The organism is Candidatus Pantoea symbiotica (assembly GCF_056491525.1).
Genome location: NZ_JBSZHR010000003.1, coordinates 879,012 through 893,655 on the forward strand (window position 1 = coordinate 879,012; position 14,644 = coordinate 893,655).

Sequence of the window (14,644 nt, forward strand, 5' to 3'; positions counted from 1 at the left end):
AGGGTGCAGCAATTATGTATAACAACAGTGAAGTCATCAGTTATCTTCAAGCCAATAAAATTCTCGCAATGAAACTCGATCATGCCGTTAATGCCGTCGGAAAACAGGTCATGGAACAGGTCAAATCAATCGGTGCTGGTACTACACGAGCGTTGTATTACACATCTTGTTTCACTGATGAATATAACGATGTGTGCCTGCGGCAAAAAAATGAAGATATCCGTTTCCGGGATGGGGTTTACCGGCTTCTTAGGCACGGAGATATTGGCTTCGAGATGCTTAAAACATATTTTGAAGAGCTGCTGAAGTTTAAAACTGCACAGCAATTAGAATACATAAAGAAAAAGCTTATGACGGTTAATGTTCATATTGCTGCAAGTTCACTGACTAACGCAGGTTTTGCTATGGCGGCAGCCAGCGCCGTTCGCATGGGATTAAACCTGAGTATGGAGATCAGCGCGCTGACAGGGCGAATAGCCGGCGGTTTAGTGGGAGCAGCAGCTTTATATGGCATTGTTCAGAGGGCAGCAGATAGTGCGCACCGACTTCAAACTCAATATCCCGCTTATTATTCAGCGCTCTATTTACAGAATCTGGAAATGATGTATTTCCTAATCGAACCCGTAATGCAACGCGCGAATGCCCTCGATGCCCAATGGGCAACTGAAGAAAATATTGCAGATATCATTACCCGGTTGATTAGGTAACCATGATTAAATTTATAAAAAACTCAATGCGTTCATTAGGCCGGTCGTTGGTATGGATATACGGACCGGCAATATTGACCATTGCCTTTGCATTACTCCAGGCTCATTTTTTTCCAGAAAGTCCAGTTTGGCCTATTGCGGTTTTCTTTATATTCTCGCTGGTCATCGTGGCTCGTTACATAAAATGATGTTGTTTTAAAAAAACTGTTAACCGATAAGGATATTATATGTCGACACCCGCACATTTATGGCTAGAAGATGAAAATGGCTCGCCTATTGTTGGCAGTTGTTTAATCCCACTGCGGTTAGGTTCTATCGAATTGAAATCATTTTCACACGGCATAACCATCCCAGTAGATCAAAATAGGGGGAAATTGACCGCAACGCGAGTCCATCAACCTATCGTGATAGTAAAAGAGTTCGATAAGACAACACCAATTCTTTACCGCGCTGTATGTGAAGGGCGCACACTTAAAAAAGCTACGATCAAGATGTATCGAATTCTTGAATCAGGCATTGAGTCCGAATATTTCAATATCATTTTGGATAACGTTAAAATAACCACAGTTTAGCCTTACCTTGCCCCAAATGGTCAGAGCAACACTCATGTTGAAACATTAGAGTTGCGTTATGAGGCGATCACCTGGAAGTACACGGAAGGAAATATTATTTACCGTGATACATGGAATGAATACGCTTGCGCGTGACAATATTTCAGTGGCCAAAGTTATTAAGTGTATCCAAACTAAGTTTGGTTTGCGCAAAACGTTCACCTTCGGCATTAAGATTCTTTTACTGCCGAAGATAAAATCGCTTAACCCCCTCTGTTTAATAAGTATTCCCTCTGCATCAAATCCGTAATTTCTGTAGTGGGATCATGTCCACCATGTTATTAACTCTGTATGACGTTGTGAATTTAGCTACCTGCCGGAGATAACAATGAAGAAAAGTTTGTCCTTTGCCTTACTGCTTTCACTGAGCGCGTTTAGCCACGCTTCTTTTGCTCAGCAAACCTTGCGTTTCGGCGTTGATCCTACGTTCCCGCCGTTTGAATCCAAAGCCAGCGACGGTTCGCTGCAGGGCTTTGATATCGATCTCGGTAACGCCATTTGCGCTCAGGCGAAAGTGAAGTGCCAATGGGTGCAGATTGGTTTTGATGGCAGCATTCCGGCGCTGCAGGCGAGAAAGTTTGATGCCATTCTTTCGGCGATGTCGATGACGGAGAAACGCCGCGAGCAGGTGGCTTTCAGCGATATGCTCTATGTCACGCCGAGCGCGTTACTTACACCGGCCAACGCTCCGCTAACCGGAGACATTAACGCGCTGCGTGGCAAAAGAATTGGCGTCGCGCAGGGCACTATTCAGGAAACCTACGCCAAAGCGCAATGGGCAACCAAAGGCGTGAGTGTGGTTTCTTACCCTAATCAGATGGAGATTTACCCGGACTTGGTGGCGGGACGTCTTGATGCCAGCCTGGCGAATGCGGTTTCGGCAGAGCAAGGTTTCCTAAATACGCCAGCAGGCAAAGACTACGTCATCAGCGCCATGCTGGTGGATAAAGAGGTGTTGGGCAATGGCGTGGGCATTGGATTGCGTAAAGACGATGCGGCCAATCTGAAGTTGATCAACACCGCGCTGGCGGAACTGCACAGCAACGGCACTTACGATCAATTGGCGAAGAAGTACTTCAAATTTAAGGTCTATCCGTAAAAGTCATATGCACGTAGGGTCGCCATTTATGGCGACCTCGCCCACCAATCGCACCCACACTCATTCAAAAAATCATGCAAAACTTACCTCACTACCCAACTCAACGCGCCCGCTTTCTCGCCGCCGTCCAACGGCAAAACGGTGCATTAACGTCATACGCGCATCCGTTACCCGGCCCGCAAGGCGAGGAGCTTTTCACCGATGTAGCGGTGATCGGCGATGCTAACGCATCCCGTTTGATGCTGGTGATCTCCGGCACGCACGGCGTGGAAGGCTATTACGGATCCGATTGCCAAATTGCCTGGCTGGATACCTTTAACTTCACGGCGTTGCCCGCTGACACCGCCATCGTGATGCTGCATCTGCTCAATCCGTGGGGCGCGGCGCATTTACGCCGCGTCAATGAAGACAACATCGACCTCAATCGCAACTTCATCGATTTTTCACAGCCCGCACCCGCCAATCCTGATTACGCCGCGTGGCATGGCATTTATCATGGCGATCGCGCCAGCGCCGATAAGCTGTTAGCGGAAACGCTGAACAGCGCCGGTTGGCAGGCGGTAAAACGCGTAGTGGAAGCAGGGCAATATGGCGCGGCGGACGGTTTCTTTTACGGCGGCCAACAGCCAAGCTGGTCGTATCGCACGCTGGAAACCATCATCTCCCATCATTTGTCGCAGGCCAAAACCATCATCAGCTTCGATCTTCATACCGGCGCGGGCGCATGGGGACATCCGATGCTGCTGTCGATTGCCGAGCAGCGCTTCGCCGCACATGACTGGGGCAAGGCGATTTACGGCGAATGGTTAACGCTGCTGTTCACCGGCGCGGGACGCGACAGCGAAACCGGCGTCACCGCGACCGCCACCGGATATGTGTCGCAATTCCTGCTGACCTCGCTTCCGAACACACAGATTTTGCCGCTGGTGGTGGAGTGCGGTACTTATCCCGGCGAGGAGATGCATCGCCGCGTGCGCGACGATCACTGGCTGCATCTGCAAGGCGATCCAGCCAGTGAAAGCGGGCAGGCGATTAAGCAGGAACTGGTGGAAGGATTCTGGCCCGCCGACGCTGACTGGCGGGCGCTGGTGGCCTTTCGCACCCAGCAAATCTTCGTGCGCGGCTGGCGGGCATTAATCGATTTATAAGCGTCCGTAAAACGTCATGCGGGCGGTTTCCGACAGCGCAATGCCCGGCTCGGTGTTGTACGCCAGCACCGCCAGCATGCGGGTGATATCGCCTTCGGTTGGCGTGACGCGATGCAGCGAATTGCGGCCACGGAATAGCACCAAATCCCCGGCATCAATCGCCAGCGCGTCTACTGGCTGGCGCTGATCCAGCACCGCCGCCACGCCGTCGAAATTCATCTCGCCGGCATCGGCATCGCGCAGATCCTTCACGTACTGGAACACCGCGCCGGCGCGCGGCTTCTGCACCAGCAGCGTGATGGCAAATGACGAGTTATCAAAGTGCCAGCCCAGTTCCTGACCGTCGGGCGCGTAATGCAGATTGATCGACGACAGCGGATCGGCATAAGGATAGAGCGCCTCTTCTCCCAACACATCGCACAGGAAGCTTTTAAACAGTTCATCGTTATAGAGCTGACGCAGCGGTGAATCGGCGGCAATCACATCATCGGTGATGCAGCCTTTGGTGCTGATGACATCGCGATTGCGCGGATGATCGGCGCTAAAAGCCTCATCTTTCTTCATCAGATAAACGTTGTGTTTGCTGGCGGTGTGATACGCCAGATGGCGCTGCGCATCACCTTCGGCAATGATGGCTTGCAGCGCGGCGGGCTGCAGGAACTGACGCAAAACTAAAGCGCCGTGCTGATTAAGTTGCTCACGGCAGGCGCGACGCCAGTCGGCATCGGCCAGCGGATGCAGTTCGAAACGAATCAAGGCAGACATAGTTTCACTTCTCATGTGTTACAGGTGTGTAAAGACTGTAACTCGCTGATATGTTAATACGTAACGATAAAAATTTAACACCTTGCTAAGGAAACCTTAATGCCCGCGCCATCACCGCGTTTGCCCAAAATCAGCGTCATTCAATCGTTCAAAGTGGCGGCGGAACTCGGCAGCCTGGCGAAAGCGGCTGCGCAGCTGGCGTTAACGCCCGCTGCGGTGAGCCAGCAAATTCGCCAGCTGGAAGAGCAGTTGGGCAGCGCGCTGTTTGTGCGCACGCAAAGCGGCGTGATGCTGACGGAAATGGGCAAAGAGTATCTGCGTTATGTCACCGAAGCGTTTGACATTCTGCATCTCGGCCAGCAAAACCTGCGTCATGCGGCGTCGACACCAAGATTAACACTCTATTCGCTGCCAGCGCTGGCCTCAAAATGGCTGCTGCCGAATATTGCGCAGTGGCGCGAGCAGTGTCCCGAGATCGATTTAGCACTGCACGGCACGCATACGCAGGTGGATTTCAACGCCACGCCCGCCGATTTTGTTATCTGTTTCGGCGAAGATCGCTATCCGCAGTTGGACAAGCAGTTGCTGTTCCTCGACGAGGTACTGCCGGTGGCGAGCCCGGCGCTACTGCAACGTTTTGCCGGGCAGGATGTGTTGCAGCATGCGCCGCTGATCCACCTTGACTGGGGCAACGAAGGGCGCTTTTTACCCGACTGGCGCAGCTGGTTTCAGGCGAAGGGCATTGACGATCCACCACCGCAGCCATCGTTCAGTTTCAATCTCACCTCGCTGGCGATTGATGCCGCCGTGGCAGGCGCGGGCTTGCTGCTCGGTCAGCGGCGTTTGATTGCTGACGAACTGGCGCGCGGCGATTTGGTGATCGTCGATCCACTTAGCCTGCCGCTTAGCAAACCGTACTTCCTCGCCTGGCCGCAGCGCTCACTTAGCCAACCAGGCAGCGACACACTGATCCGCTGGCTCACGCAGCTAGCCCACTCGTAGGGTCGCCATTTATGGCGACCAGCAACCCGCACGAACTTGTAGGATCGCCATTTATGGCCTAAGACTCGTCAGTTAAGCGTCTTTCGGTCACCATAAATGGCGACCCTACAAATGATTGGCGCTTTTTTCGGATGGTCACCATAAATAGCGACCCTACAAATGATTGGCGCTTTTTTCGGATGGTCACCATAAATGGCGACCCTACAAATGATTGGCGCTTTTTTCGGATGGTCACCATAAATGGCGACCCTACAAATGATTGGCGCTTTTTTCGGATGGTCACCATAAATGGCGACCCTACAAATGATCGGCGCTTTTTTCGGATGGTTACCATAAATGGCGACCCTACAAATGATTGGCGCTTTTTTCGGATGGTCACCATTCATGGCGACCTAAAAAAGAAAGGGAGTTCACCAATGACCGCAGATCTCAATTTCTGGCTCACCGCGCTGGTGGTCGGCATCACCATTTTGCTGTGGGCCAGCGCGCGTTTGCCAGAATACGTCACCGCGCTGCTGTTTTTCGCGGCAGCGATGTTGCTAAAGCTGGCTCCCGCCAGCAGCGTGTTCAGTGGCTTTGCCTCGTCAGCGTTCTGGCTGGTGCTCAGCGGTTTTGTGCTGGGCGCGGCGATCCGCAAAGTCGGCCTGGCGCAGCGCTGGGCCAACTGGCTGGTGGTGCCGCTCAGCCAAAGCTGGCCGCGCATGATTGCAGGCACCGTGCTACTGACTTATCTGCTGGCGTTTGTTATGCCCTCAAATATGGGACGCATCGCGCTGCTGATGCCGGTGGTGCTGGCGATGGGCGAGCGCGCAGGAATCAAAGCGGGCAGCCGCGGCAGTATTGGCCTGGCGCTGGCGGTGGGATTTGGCACTTTCCAGCTCTCTGCCAGTATTTTGCCCGCCAACGTGCCGAATCTGGTGCTGAGCGGCGCGGCGGAGAGCGCCTATCACCTGCATCTGCAATGGTTGCCGTGGTGGTTGCTGCACATGCCGGTGGTAGGCATCGCTAAAGGATTGTTGTTGATAGGTTGCCTGCTGTTTCTGTTTCGTGCTCAGCCCAAAGCGGTGCAACAACGCGACAGCTTAACTGCGCTCAGCCGCAGCGAGTGGCGCTTGATTGGCCTGCTGGCGATCACCTTGCTACTGTGGATGACCGACAGCGTGCACGGTTTACCGGCTGCATGGGTAGGATTGGCGGCAGCCTGCATCTGTTTGCTGCCGCGCGTGGGTTTTATCACCAGCGATGATTTCGCCAGCGGGGTGAATTTCCGCACCTGCATTTACATTGCCGGGATTCTTGGCGTCGCCACGCTGGTGGTGGATTCCGGTCTGGGACGGATGATCGCCAACGCACTGCTGAACGTATTGCCTCTGCACGCAAACCCATCCTTCAGCAATTTCGCGGTGCTTAATGCGCTGGTATCGCTGCTGAATTTTGTGCTCACCGCCAACGGCGTGCCGGCGATGGTGACGCCGATGGCGCAAGAGCTGGCGAACGCGTCCGGCTTTCCGCTGCTCACCGTAATCATGCTGCAGGTGTTTGCCTACGCCACGCCGCTGCTGCCGTATCAGGCATCGCCGGTGGTGGTGGCGATGGGACTCGGCAATGTTCCGGCGAAGGCCGGTTTGCAGCTGTGCGCGCTGATTTTTCTGCTTAGCGTGCTGTTGCTGTTACCGCTGGATTATATGTGGTTTCGGCTGCTAGGCTATGCCTGATATCTCTGCCTGAGAATGCTTATGCCAGCCAATAACGATTGGGTTGATTTTCGTCGTGACGATGAAACCGGGATTGAAAGCGTCAACGCGCATTTTCGCGGACACGCATACGATCCGCACGATCACGACGAACTGCTGGTGGGCGTGACGCAGCAAGGTTTACAACGCTTCAACTGCCACCGTTCGCTACACACCAGCACGCCGGGCCGGGCGATCCTGATTGAACCGGGCGCGGTACACGATGGACACGCGCCGGACGCCGAGGGTTTCACCTACGTAATGCTTTATCTGCCGCAGAGTTGGGTGGCGGAGATGATGCAGCGGCGCGGATTGGGCGATGTGTCGAACATTGAAGGCGCTTTTCGCCACACGTTGACGGACGATGCGCTGTTAGCCAGCGCCATTCAGCAAGCCTGGTTTGCGGTGCATCAGGGCGAAGGGCGTTTGGCGCGCGATCAAAGCCTCGATCACCTGCTTACTATGCTGTCGCGCCATCTGGATACCAAACCCAGCGTGCAGCACAGCGAAGCGATGCGTCAGATGCAGCTGCTGCGCGACTATCTGCACGATTTTATGGCGCAGGATATTGGACTGGATGAGCTGTCGCGCCTGTCCGGCATTGATCGTTTCCGCCTGACGCGCCAGTTCAAACAGGCGTTCGGCCAATCGCCGCATGCTTATCTGGTTCGGTTACGCTTACGCAGCGCACGCACCTTGCTGGCGCAGGGCATTGAACCGGTAAACGTTGCGGCGCAGGTGGGATTTGCCGATCAAAGTCATCTCGGTCGCTGGTTCCAGCGCGCCTATCGCATGACGCCCGCCGCTTATCAGCGTCAGTGCACAAACGTTCTATACGCTTCCCCGTCCGCTCTTAGATGATGAGGTTTTCGTTGTCATTGGAGAGTTGTTGCAGATGTTTGATACCAAAATCGCCCTGATCGTACGTGATGATTTAGCCACCTGGCAGCGCCTGAATGTGGTGGCGTTTCTCGCCACCGGCGTGGCGTCCGCCGCACCCGAGATGATGGGCGAACCCTATGTTGATGCCAAAGCGCGTCACTACGGCAATATGGCGGGCCAGCCGATGCTGGTGTTTGCGGGGGATTTAGCCGGTTTGCAGCGCGCGCATCGTCAGGGGCTGGAGCGTGAGTTAACCATTATTCCTTACGTGGAAGCGATGTTCTCCACCGGCCACGACGCGGCGAACCGCGAAGTGTTTATGGCAGAGGATGCCGATAATTTGAATCTGGTCGGCATTGCGCTGCGCGGTCCGAAGAAAGCGGTGGATAAGGCGATTAAGGGATTGGCGTTGCACGGTTAGTGCGGGTTTTCCCTCACCCTAACCCTCTCCCGCAGGCGGGAGAGGGAACCGAATGTGCGGCTTGGTGGCTGATCATTCGCTCCACCTAATCATTCCCTCTCCCTCAGGGAGAGGGCTAGGGTGAGGGCGACGCTATCAAACAAACCTATCCGCCGCGCTCAGCAACAAATCTTCCCGCCCGCGCAGCGCCAGCAGCTCCAGCCCAATCGGCAAACCTTCGGCGCTGAATCCTGCCGGAATGCTGATCGCCGGCGCGCCGGTCACTGCTGAAATTAGCGCGTTGCTGCCTTCCTGCATCTCGCCGTGCTTAACCGGCGCACGGCGCACCACAGGATAAGCCAGCAGATTGATCTGCTGCGCGGCGAAAAATTCAGCCAGCTGCAGATACAGTTCGCGCTGACGCAGCTGTACCTGCTGATAACCTTCACTCTCCACGCCCGGATGCTGCGCCCGCGTGGTAAACACCGTTTCCAGCTGCGGATGGTAACGCTTTGATGCCACCACTTCCGCCAGCGTGCGGCTCTGCGCCTGCGGTTTATCCGCCAGATACGCCGCAAGCGCACCGGCAAATTCGTAGCCGATGATATTGGCGTCAGCCGCCAATGTCTCCAGCTGCGGATAACTCACCTCACGCGGCGCGAAATCCACCAGCGCCGCGCGCACCGCCTGATTAATCTCGTCTTCATCGGCAGCAAAACCTTCCAGCCAGATGCCGATGCGCAGCGGCTCATCGCTCTCCGCGAACTGTTGGCCGCTCAAAATCTCAGAGGCTAAACGCAGATCCGCCGCCGAACGCGCCAGCGGGCCGGGAATATCCTGGGTTGGCGACAACGGCACGATACCGTCGGTGCTGATGGCGCCGCGCGTCATGCGCAGTCCAAACAATGCGTTAAAGGCAGCTGGAATGCGCACCGAACCGGCGGTATCGCTGCCGATCGCCAGCGGCACATAGCCGGCCGCGACCGCCACGGCGGAACCACTGCTCGATCCGCCCGGCGAGCGGCCTTCAACCCACGCATTGTGGGTAAAACCGCTCAACGATGACGCGCCGGTAATGCCTGCCGCCAGCTCATGCATGGCGGTTTTTCCGATCAGTATCGCGCCTGCATCTCTCAGTTGGGTAACCAACGGCGCATCATCGCTGGCGATAACCTCACGCAGCAGCACCGAACCGGCGCTGGTCGGCCAGCCTTGCACTTCAATATTGTCTTTGATCAGCACTGGAATCCCTTCCAGAGGTCCCGCCACTTCTCCACGCTGACGACGCACATCGCTGGCGTCCGCCGCCGCTAACGCCTGATCGGCAAACAGCCAGGTAATGGCGTTGTAGCGCGGCTGATCCACCTCGCCAATGCGCTGCAGCGCGAACGTCGTTAACTGGCGAGCGCTCACCGTGCGCTGGGTCAGCGCCTGCTGTAAATCGTTAATCGAAGCGGTGAGATAATCGGCGTATTGCATCAGGTTAAACCTCCAGCGGAATCCATTGCCCGTCGCGCGTGACGCGTCCGCACGAGCTGCCATTAAAGTGGGTGCTGAACCAGATTGCCTGATGTTTTGCGCACCAGTCCACCACGCGTTGCCTTGAAGTGACGGCCAGCGCTTTATCCTCGCAAAACAGCGAGTTCCAGTGCGGATACTTAAACTGGATGGCATTGTGCATCACGTCGCCAGCAAAGATGGCCGATTCACCGGCACTTTCCAGCACGATCGAGGCATGATCGCCACTGTGTCCTGGCGTCGAGAGATAGCGCAGCACGCCAGCAAACTGCGGGGAATCCTGCACGTTGATAGTCTCCAGCTGTCCGCTCTCGATCAGCGGCAGAATGCTATCGCGATAGAGTTCCTGCGCCGCTGGATTCTGCTGGCAATGCGCCAGTTCCCGCGCCGAGCAAATATAGCGCGCATTCGGGAACATCGGCTGCCATTCGCCGTCTTGTTGATGTGTGTTCCAGCCAACGTGATCGGTATGAATATGTGTCATCAGCACCAGCGTCACCTCCGCCGGATCAACGCCTGCGCGCGCCAGGTTTTCGGCATATGGCGTATTCAGCTGATGGAACATCGGTTTGTTATCGCGGTTGCGGCCGTTGCCGGTGGCGGTATCGATGATGATGGTGTGTTCGTCGGTGCGTATTACCCAGCTGTGAATCGACATTTCAGCAGGTTGATTGGCTAATTCATCACTCATTTCCGCGCGATGCGGCGTAAACAGCACGCCCAGCGGGAAGGTGGCGGTTTGTTCGCTCACTTTGGTAATCCGGCAATCGCCGACGCGAATTGTCATGTGGTGATCCTTATTGCCTGGTTGCAGCGAAGAAGCCTCACTATACTGGCAGCAAGATCATTATTTAAATCGATTAAAATCATGAAAGGCATCAACGAAAATGATTTCTCGCGCATCGACCTGAATTTGCTGGTGGTGTTGATGGTGATGTACGAGGTGCGCAGCGTCACGCTGGCGGCAAATCGGCTTTATCTTGGGCAACCGGCGGTGAGCGCGGCGTTAAAACGGCTGCGCGAAATGTTTGACGACCCGCTGTTTGTCCGCGCCTCAAACGGCATGACGCCAACGCCACGCGCCGAGCAGTTGGTGCAGCAGTTCGCGCCGCTGATGCAGGATCTGCATCGCGTGATCTTCACGCAGCAGCCCTTTAACGCGGCAGAAGATAGCTACAGTTTTCGCATTGGCATGAGCGACTGGCTGGAACATTGGCTGATGCCGGATTTGCTGGCAGAACTGGCGCGCGTGGCGCCGAAGGTTGATGTGAAAGTCATTGCCACCGATCCGTGGCAGGCGATTCCGCTGATGGAGCAGCAGCAAGCGGATGTGGTGATGACGGTCGGCAACGAAACCAGCCGCGATCTTACGCGTGAGAAGATCCTGCGTGCGGGTTTCAGCACGGTTTGGCACCGCGATCAGATTCAACTCGGCTCGCCGCTGACGCTGCAGCAGTTTGTCAGTTACGATCACGCGCTGGTGTCGTATCGCGGCGTAAGTGAAAGCGCGCTGGATCAGCAGTTGCAACAGCATGGAATGACGCGGCGCGTGCGTTATGTGACGCCGCACTTCTCCGCACTGCCAATGCTGCTGAAGCGTCTGCCGCTGTTCGCTACGGTGCCGCAGGGTTTGGTGCCATCCTGGTGCGCGTTATATGACTTGAGCGCCGCGCCCGTGCCGGTCAGCATACCGGATTATGAAGTGTCGCTGCTGTGGCATAACGCGCGCAGCGAAGATGCCGCCAACCGCTGGCTGCGGGATTTGCTGCGCGCGTTGATAAGGTCGCCATGAATGGCGACCTTACGACAGGACGGCGGGAATTCCGTAGGGTCGCCATTTATGGCGACCGTTATGCCGACCTGCTCGCTTACCACGGCACCACGCGTCCTAAATAATCCAGATAATGAATCCCGCGCCGTCCCGCGTAGCTTTCCATGGTATTCAGCAGATTCGGGATGCTCTCCTCAATGGTCAGGCGCGCTTCCGGGCCGCCCATATCGGTGCGCACCCAGCCGGGCGCCATCAGCAATAATGTGCGTTCGCCGCCACTGCGTGCGGCAAAGCTGCGCATAAACATATTCAGCGCCGCTTTGCTGCCGCGATAAACCTCGTAATTGCCGTTGGTGTTGTTGGTCAAACTGCCCTGACCGGATGACATCACGGCGATGGTGCCGCTGGTCGTCACACAATCTTTAAAGGTTTCAATCACCCGCAGTGGGCTCAGCGCGTTGGTCACCATCACGCGAGTAAACTCACTGGTTGAGACATCGGCGATGGTTTCGCGGTCGTCATTTTTCACTCCCGCGTTAACGAACAGCATATCGAATTGGCGATCCGCCAGCCGCGTATGCAGCGCTTTGACCTGTTCGGGTTCATTGATATCCACGCTTTCGACCCTGAGCTGTGCGGGGAAGCGATCGGCCAGTGGCTGTAAATTCCCTGTCGAGTTTTCACGCCCGGTGGCGACCACCTGATAACCGCGCTGCAGCATAGTTTCCGCCAGCGCCAAACCCAGTCCACGCGATGCGCCAATCAGTAAAATGTTCATGTTGTTATCCTCGGTGTTTGCGATGGATAGAGTGTAGCGCCGGGTGAGGGCAGGCGGAACGCGCAGCATTGACAGTATTAACCTGTACCAAACGCCTTGTCTCGATGCGTCGAATCGGCGAGGATAAACCGCATGAATGATGCCGATCTCAACCTGTTAATTGCTTTGGATGCGCTGCTGATTGAAGGCAGCGTGATTGGCGCTGCGCGTCGCCTGGGCTTAAGCGAATCAGCGATGAGCCGCACGCTGGGACGCTTACGCGCCACCACCGGCGATGCGCTGTTAGTGCGCGCCGGACGCCAAATGGTGCTGACACCTTATGCTGAAGCGATCCGCGAGCGCACGCATCACACGGTGCGTGAAGCGCGCGCGGTATTAAGCCCGACGGCGCAGTCGCTGGATTTGCGTCAGCTGGATCGCTGTTTTACCTTGCGCACTAATGAGGGATTCGTCGAAGCTTTTGGCAGCGCATTGATCGCTGCCGTGGCTGAACAAGCGCCACACGCGTGGCTCAGTTTTGTGCCTAAGCCAGAGAAAAGCGCGCGCGACCTGCGTGAAGGCAACATCGATTTGGAGATTGGCGTGCTGGGCAATATGGGCCCGGAGATTCGTTTGCAGGCGCTGTTTCGCGATGACTTTATCGGCGTGGTGCGCGCCGGGCATCCGCTCATGCAACAGCTGGATATCGCACACTTCGCCGCCTTTGGTCATATCGTGGCGTCAAGGCGCGGTGAGCTGGGTGGGCCGATTCATGATGCGCTGCAGCAGGCGGGATTTACGCGCAAGGTCGCGGCGCTGGTACCGGCATTTTCCAGCGCGGTGGCGTTGGCGCAGGAATCGGATCTTGTCGCCTTAGTGCCGCGTTCGCTGTTTCTGCATCATCCGCTGATCAAAAACAGCAACACCTTAGCGATGTTTGAACTGCCATTCGCCACGCCGGAAATGACCGTGTCACAGCTGTGGCATCCGCGACTGGAAAATGATGCCGCGCACCGCTGGCTGCGCGGCGTGGTAAAACACGTTTGTCAGCCGCCGCGCACCGAACCGCGCCACACCACATCGGCCTGATACAGCAGGCTGTCGTGCTGCTGTTCACCTTGCGGCGTGAAGCCGGTTTCATCCTGCTCAGTTTGTATCAGCCACTTCACCGCATCCTGCGCGAACTGCTCAACCGGCTGGGAAAAGGTAGTGAGATTGTAAGATGACCAGCCAGCCTGCGCGATGTTGTCGTAGCCGATTAAACAGAGATCTTCCGGCACGCGCAGGGCAAAGCGGTGGCGCGCTTCATCCATAAACCCGCAGGCCACCAAATCGGTGACGCAAAACACGCCGTCCGGCCTCTGGTGACGCGTCAGCAAGCGGTGCGCCAGAATTTGGCCACTTTCATACGATGTGGTGCCAAAGCGTTCCACCGTCACGCTTAATCCCGCACGTTCCGCAGTCGCGACAAAAGTATCTTCGCGCTTTTTCAGGCTCGGCGTGCCCGCCAGCGAATTGGCAAACGCCAGATGCTGACATCCGGCGCGCTGAAACGCCATCACCGCGGTTTGCGCGGCACTTTCCGCATCAAGATTAATGCTGAGCGAACCTGGCAACGCTTCATCGCGGTTGATCAAAATTATGCGCTGGCCGTGCTTATAACACTGGCGCGTGATGGTGCGATCCGGCATGCCGGAGAGAATGATTGAGGCATCGGCGCGGAAATTAATCGCCTGCTGCAGCGCCGCTGAAACGCTGTTATCCGATCGATCGGTGTTGATCAGCATCGCCACTTTGCCTGCTTCCTGCAGAAATTGTGTCAGCCAGCGCACCAGGCTGGCGCGATAGGGCGTGGCGATTTCCGAGACGATCAGGCAGACAATGCTGCTGCGATTGCTTACCAGACCACGCGCCAGATGATTGACGTGATAACCCAACTCTTCCGCCGCCTTCATCACCCGTTCACGCGTTGCCGGTGACACGCTGGCGCCCGGCGTAAACGCGCGCGACACCGCCGAGCGTGAAACGCCCGCGCGTTCAGCGACATCCTGCGCACTGACCACCGCTTTCTCATGCTGCATGCTCAACACCTCTTCACAATCTGGCTGCCACTGAGTCTGCCTCAGATTGCAAAGCTGTGCAAACCGCTTTAGATCTCATTTGTTGCATTTTTGTGACATAGCCTAACAATTGCGCAGCATGGTGTTTGACAGGACATTTCTTGTTCATTACTACTTTGCACACACGTGCA

14 protein-coding genes and 1 pseudogene are annotated in these 14,644 nt (G+C 55.9%); 10 read left to right on the plus strand and 5 right to left on the minus strand.

The features are described from left to right. The first annotated feature begins 14 nt into the window (after positions 1 to 14). The 4 genes and pseudogenes from ACXIZX_RS24695 (at position 15) to ACXIZX_RS24710 (ending at position 3,565) form a co-directional block, all read left to right on the plus strand. Positions 15 to 707, plus strand: a complete 693-nt coding sequence (locus ACXIZX_RS24695) for a hypothetical protein (RefSeq protein WP_479405348.1) — start codon at positions 15 to 17, stop codon at positions 705 to 707. A 227-nt stretch (positions 708 to 934) separates the two neighbouring features. Next, positions 935 to 1,414 (plus strand): annotated as a pseudogene (locus ACXIZX_RS24700) (Hcp family type VI secretion system effector). A gap of 232 nt (positions 1,415 to 1,646) precedes the next feature. After that, entirely contained in the window at positions 1,647 to 2,417 is a 771-nt protein-coding gene (locus ACXIZX_RS24705) for a transporter substrate-binding domain-containing protein (RefSeq protein WP_479405349.1), read from the plus strand. Between the two features lie 74 nt (positions 2,418 to 2,491). Beyond that, positions 2,492 to 3,565, plus strand: coding sequence for a DUF2817 domain-containing protein (locus ACXIZX_RS24710; protein ID WP_479405350.1), 1,074 nt, complete (start codon positions 2,492 to 2,494; stop codon positions 3,563 to 3,565). Here ACXIZX_RS24710 and ACXIZX_RS24715 read toward each other — a convergent pair. Further along, positions 3,560 to 4,330 carry a 2OG-Fe(II) oxygenase gene (locus tag ACXIZX_RS24715; protein WP_179452359.1) on the minus strand — a complete coding sequence of 257 codons (771 nt, stop codon included), beginning with the start codon at positions 4,328 to 4,330 and terminating at the stop codon, positions 3,560 to 3,562. The two genes, ACXIZX_RS24710 and ACXIZX_RS24715, sit on opposite strands and share 6 nt — an antisense overlap. 99 nt (positions 4,331 to 4,429) lie before the next feature. On the opposite strand from ACXIZX_RS24715, the gene ACXIZX_RS24720 reads away from it, so the two are divergent. The 4 genes from ACXIZX_RS24720 (at position 4,430) to ACXIZX_RS24735 (ending at position 8,368) form a co-directional block, all read left to right on the plus strand. Next, positions 4,430 to 5,332 (plus strand): LysR substrate-binding domain-containing protein, encoded by a 903-nt coding sequence (locus ACXIZX_RS24720; RefSeq protein ID WP_179452358.1) that lies wholly within the window; start codon positions 4,430 to 4,432, stop codon positions 5,330 to 5,332. A 416-nt stretch (positions 5,333 to 5,748) separates the two neighbouring features. Further along, complete coding sequence (locus ACXIZX_RS24725; RefSeq protein ID WP_479405351.1) at positions 5,749 to 7,047, plus strand: SLC13 family permease; 1,299 nt, start codon at positions 5,749 to 5,751, stop codon at positions 7,045 to 7,047. Between the two features lie 21 nt (positions 7,048 to 7,068). After that, the gene (locus ACXIZX_RS24730; protein WP_061719117.1) at positions 7,069 to 7,926 is read left to right on the plus strand and encodes an AraC family transcriptional regulator; all 858 of its coding nucleotides are present in this window, start codon (positions 7,069 to 7,071) and stop codon (positions 7,924 to 7,926) included. A gap of 34 nt (positions 7,927 to 7,960) precedes the next feature. Continuing rightward, entirely contained in the window at positions 7,961 to 8,368 is a 408-nt protein-coding gene (locus tag ACXIZX_RS24735; RefSeq protein WP_061719118.1) for a DUF2000 family protein, read from the plus strand. A 135-nt stretch (positions 8,369 to 8,503) separates the two neighbouring features. Here ACXIZX_RS24735 and ACXIZX_RS24740 read toward each other — a convergent pair whose 3' ends face one another. Together ACXIZX_RS24740 and ACXIZX_RS24745 are read right to left on the minus strand one after the other, a co-directional pair. Further along, positions 8,504 to 9,826 carry an amidase gene (locus ACXIZX_RS24740; protein ID WP_479405352.1) on the minus strand — a complete coding sequence of 441 codons (1,323 nt, stop codon included), beginning with the start codon at positions 9,824 to 9,826 and terminating at the stop codon, positions 8,504 to 8,506. Between the two features lie 4 nt (positions 9,827 to 9,830). Beyond that, positions 9,831 to 10,652 carry an MBL fold metallo-hydrolase gene (locus tag ACXIZX_RS24745; RefSeq protein ID WP_479405353.1) on the minus strand — a complete coding sequence of 274 codons (822 nt, stop codon included), beginning with the start codon at positions 10,650 to 10,652 and terminating at the stop codon, positions 9,831 to 9,833. Positions 10,653 to 10,733: 81 nt separating this feature from the next. On the opposite strand from ACXIZX_RS24745, the gene ACXIZX_RS24750 reads away from it, so the two are divergent. Then, positions 10,734 to 11,657 (plus strand): LysR family transcriptional regulator, encoded by a 924-nt coding sequence (locus ACXIZX_RS24750; RefSeq protein ID WP_479405354.1) that lies wholly within the window; start codon positions 10,734 to 10,736, stop codon positions 11,655 to 11,657. Between the two features lie 76 nt (positions 11,658 to 11,733). Here ACXIZX_RS24750 and ACXIZX_RS24755 read toward each other — a convergent pair whose 3' ends face one another. Then, positions 11,734 to 12,414: an SDR family NAD(P)-dependent oxidoreductase gene (locus tag ACXIZX_RS24755; RefSeq protein ID WP_479405355.1), complete on the minus strand. Its 681-nt coding sequence runs from the start codon at positions 12,412 to 12,414 to the stop codon at positions 11,734 to 11,736. Between the two features lie 132 nt (positions 12,415 to 12,546). On the opposite strand from ACXIZX_RS24755, the gene ACXIZX_RS24760 reads away from it, so the two are divergent. Beyond that, the gene (locus ACXIZX_RS24760) at positions 12,547 to 13,482 is read left to right on the plus strand and encodes a LysR family transcriptional regulator (protein WP_479405356.1); all 936 of its coding nucleotides are present in this window, start codon (positions 12,547 to 12,549) and stop codon (positions 13,480 to 13,482) included. On the opposite strand, the gene ACXIZX_RS24765 is transcribed toward ACXIZX_RS24760, so the two are convergent. Further along, positions 13,440 to 14,474: a LacI family DNA-binding transcriptional regulator gene (locus ACXIZX_RS24765; RefSeq protein ID WP_008109401.1), complete on the minus strand. Its 1,035-nt coding sequence runs from the start codon at positions 14,472 to 14,474 to the stop codon at positions 13,440 to 13,442. The two genes, ACXIZX_RS24760 and ACXIZX_RS24765, sit on opposite strands and share 43 nt — an antisense overlap. Positions 14,475 to 14,644: the final 170 nt, after the last annotated feature.

Bases quoted from the DNA above. Each gene is read 5' to 3' on its own strand.
- ACXIZX_RS24745 (WP_479405353.1), bottom strand. From the start codon at position 10,652: ATGACAATTCGCGTCGGCGATTGCCGGATTACCAAAGTGAGCGAACAA.
- ACXIZX_RS24735 (WP_061719118.1), top strand. From the start codon at position 7,961: ATGTTTGATACCAAAATCGCCCTGATCGTACGTGATGATTTAGCCACC.
- ACXIZX_RS24710 (WP_479405350.1), top strand. From the start codon at position 2,492: ATGCAAAACTTACCTCACTACCCAACTCAACGCGCCCGCTTTCTCGCC.
- ACXIZX_RS24705 (WP_479405349.1), top strand. From the start codon at position 1,647: ATGAAGAAAAGTTTGTCCTTTGCCTTACTGCTTTCACTGAGCGCGTTT.
- ACXIZX_RS24720 (WP_179452358.1), top strand. From the start codon at position 4,430: ATGCCCGCGCCATCACCGCGTTTGCCCAAAATCAGCGTCATTCAATCG.
- ACXIZX_RS24760 (WP_479405356.1), top strand. From the start codon at position 12,547: ATGAATGATGCCGATCTCAACCTGTTAATTGCTTTGGATGCGCTGCTG.
- ACXIZX_RS24725 (WP_479405351.1), top strand. From the start codon at position 5,749: ATGACCGCAGATCTCAATTTCTGGCTCACCGCGCTGGTGGTCGGCATC.
- ACXIZX_RS24715 (WP_179452359.1), bottom strand. From the start codon at position 4,330: ATGTCTGCCTTGATTCGTTTCGAACTGCATCCGCTGGCCGATGCCGAC.
- ACXIZX_RS24765 (WP_008109401.1), bottom strand. From the start codon at position 14,474: ATGCAGCATGAGAAAGCGGTGGTCAGTGCGCAGGATGTCGCTGAACGC.
- ACXIZX_RS24740 (WP_479405352.1), bottom strand. From the start codon at position 9,826: ATGCAATACGCCGATTATCTCACCGCTTCGATTAACGATTTACAGCAG.
- ACXIZX_RS24755 (WP_479405355.1), bottom strand. From the start codon at position 12,414: ATGAACATTTTACTGATTGGCGCATCGCGTGGACTGGGTTTGGCGCTG.
- ACXIZX_RS24695 (WP_479405348.1), top strand. From the start codon at position 15: ATGTATAACAACAGTGAAGTCATCAGTTATCTTCAAGCCAATAAAATT.
- ACXIZX_RS24750 (WP_479405354.1), top strand. From the start codon at position 10,734: ATGAAAGGCATCAACGAAAATGATTTCTCGCGCATCGACCTGAATTTG.
- ACXIZX_RS24730 (WP_061719117.1), top strand. From the start codon at position 7,069: ATGCCAGCCAATAACGATTGGGTTGATTTTCGTCGTGACGATGAAACC.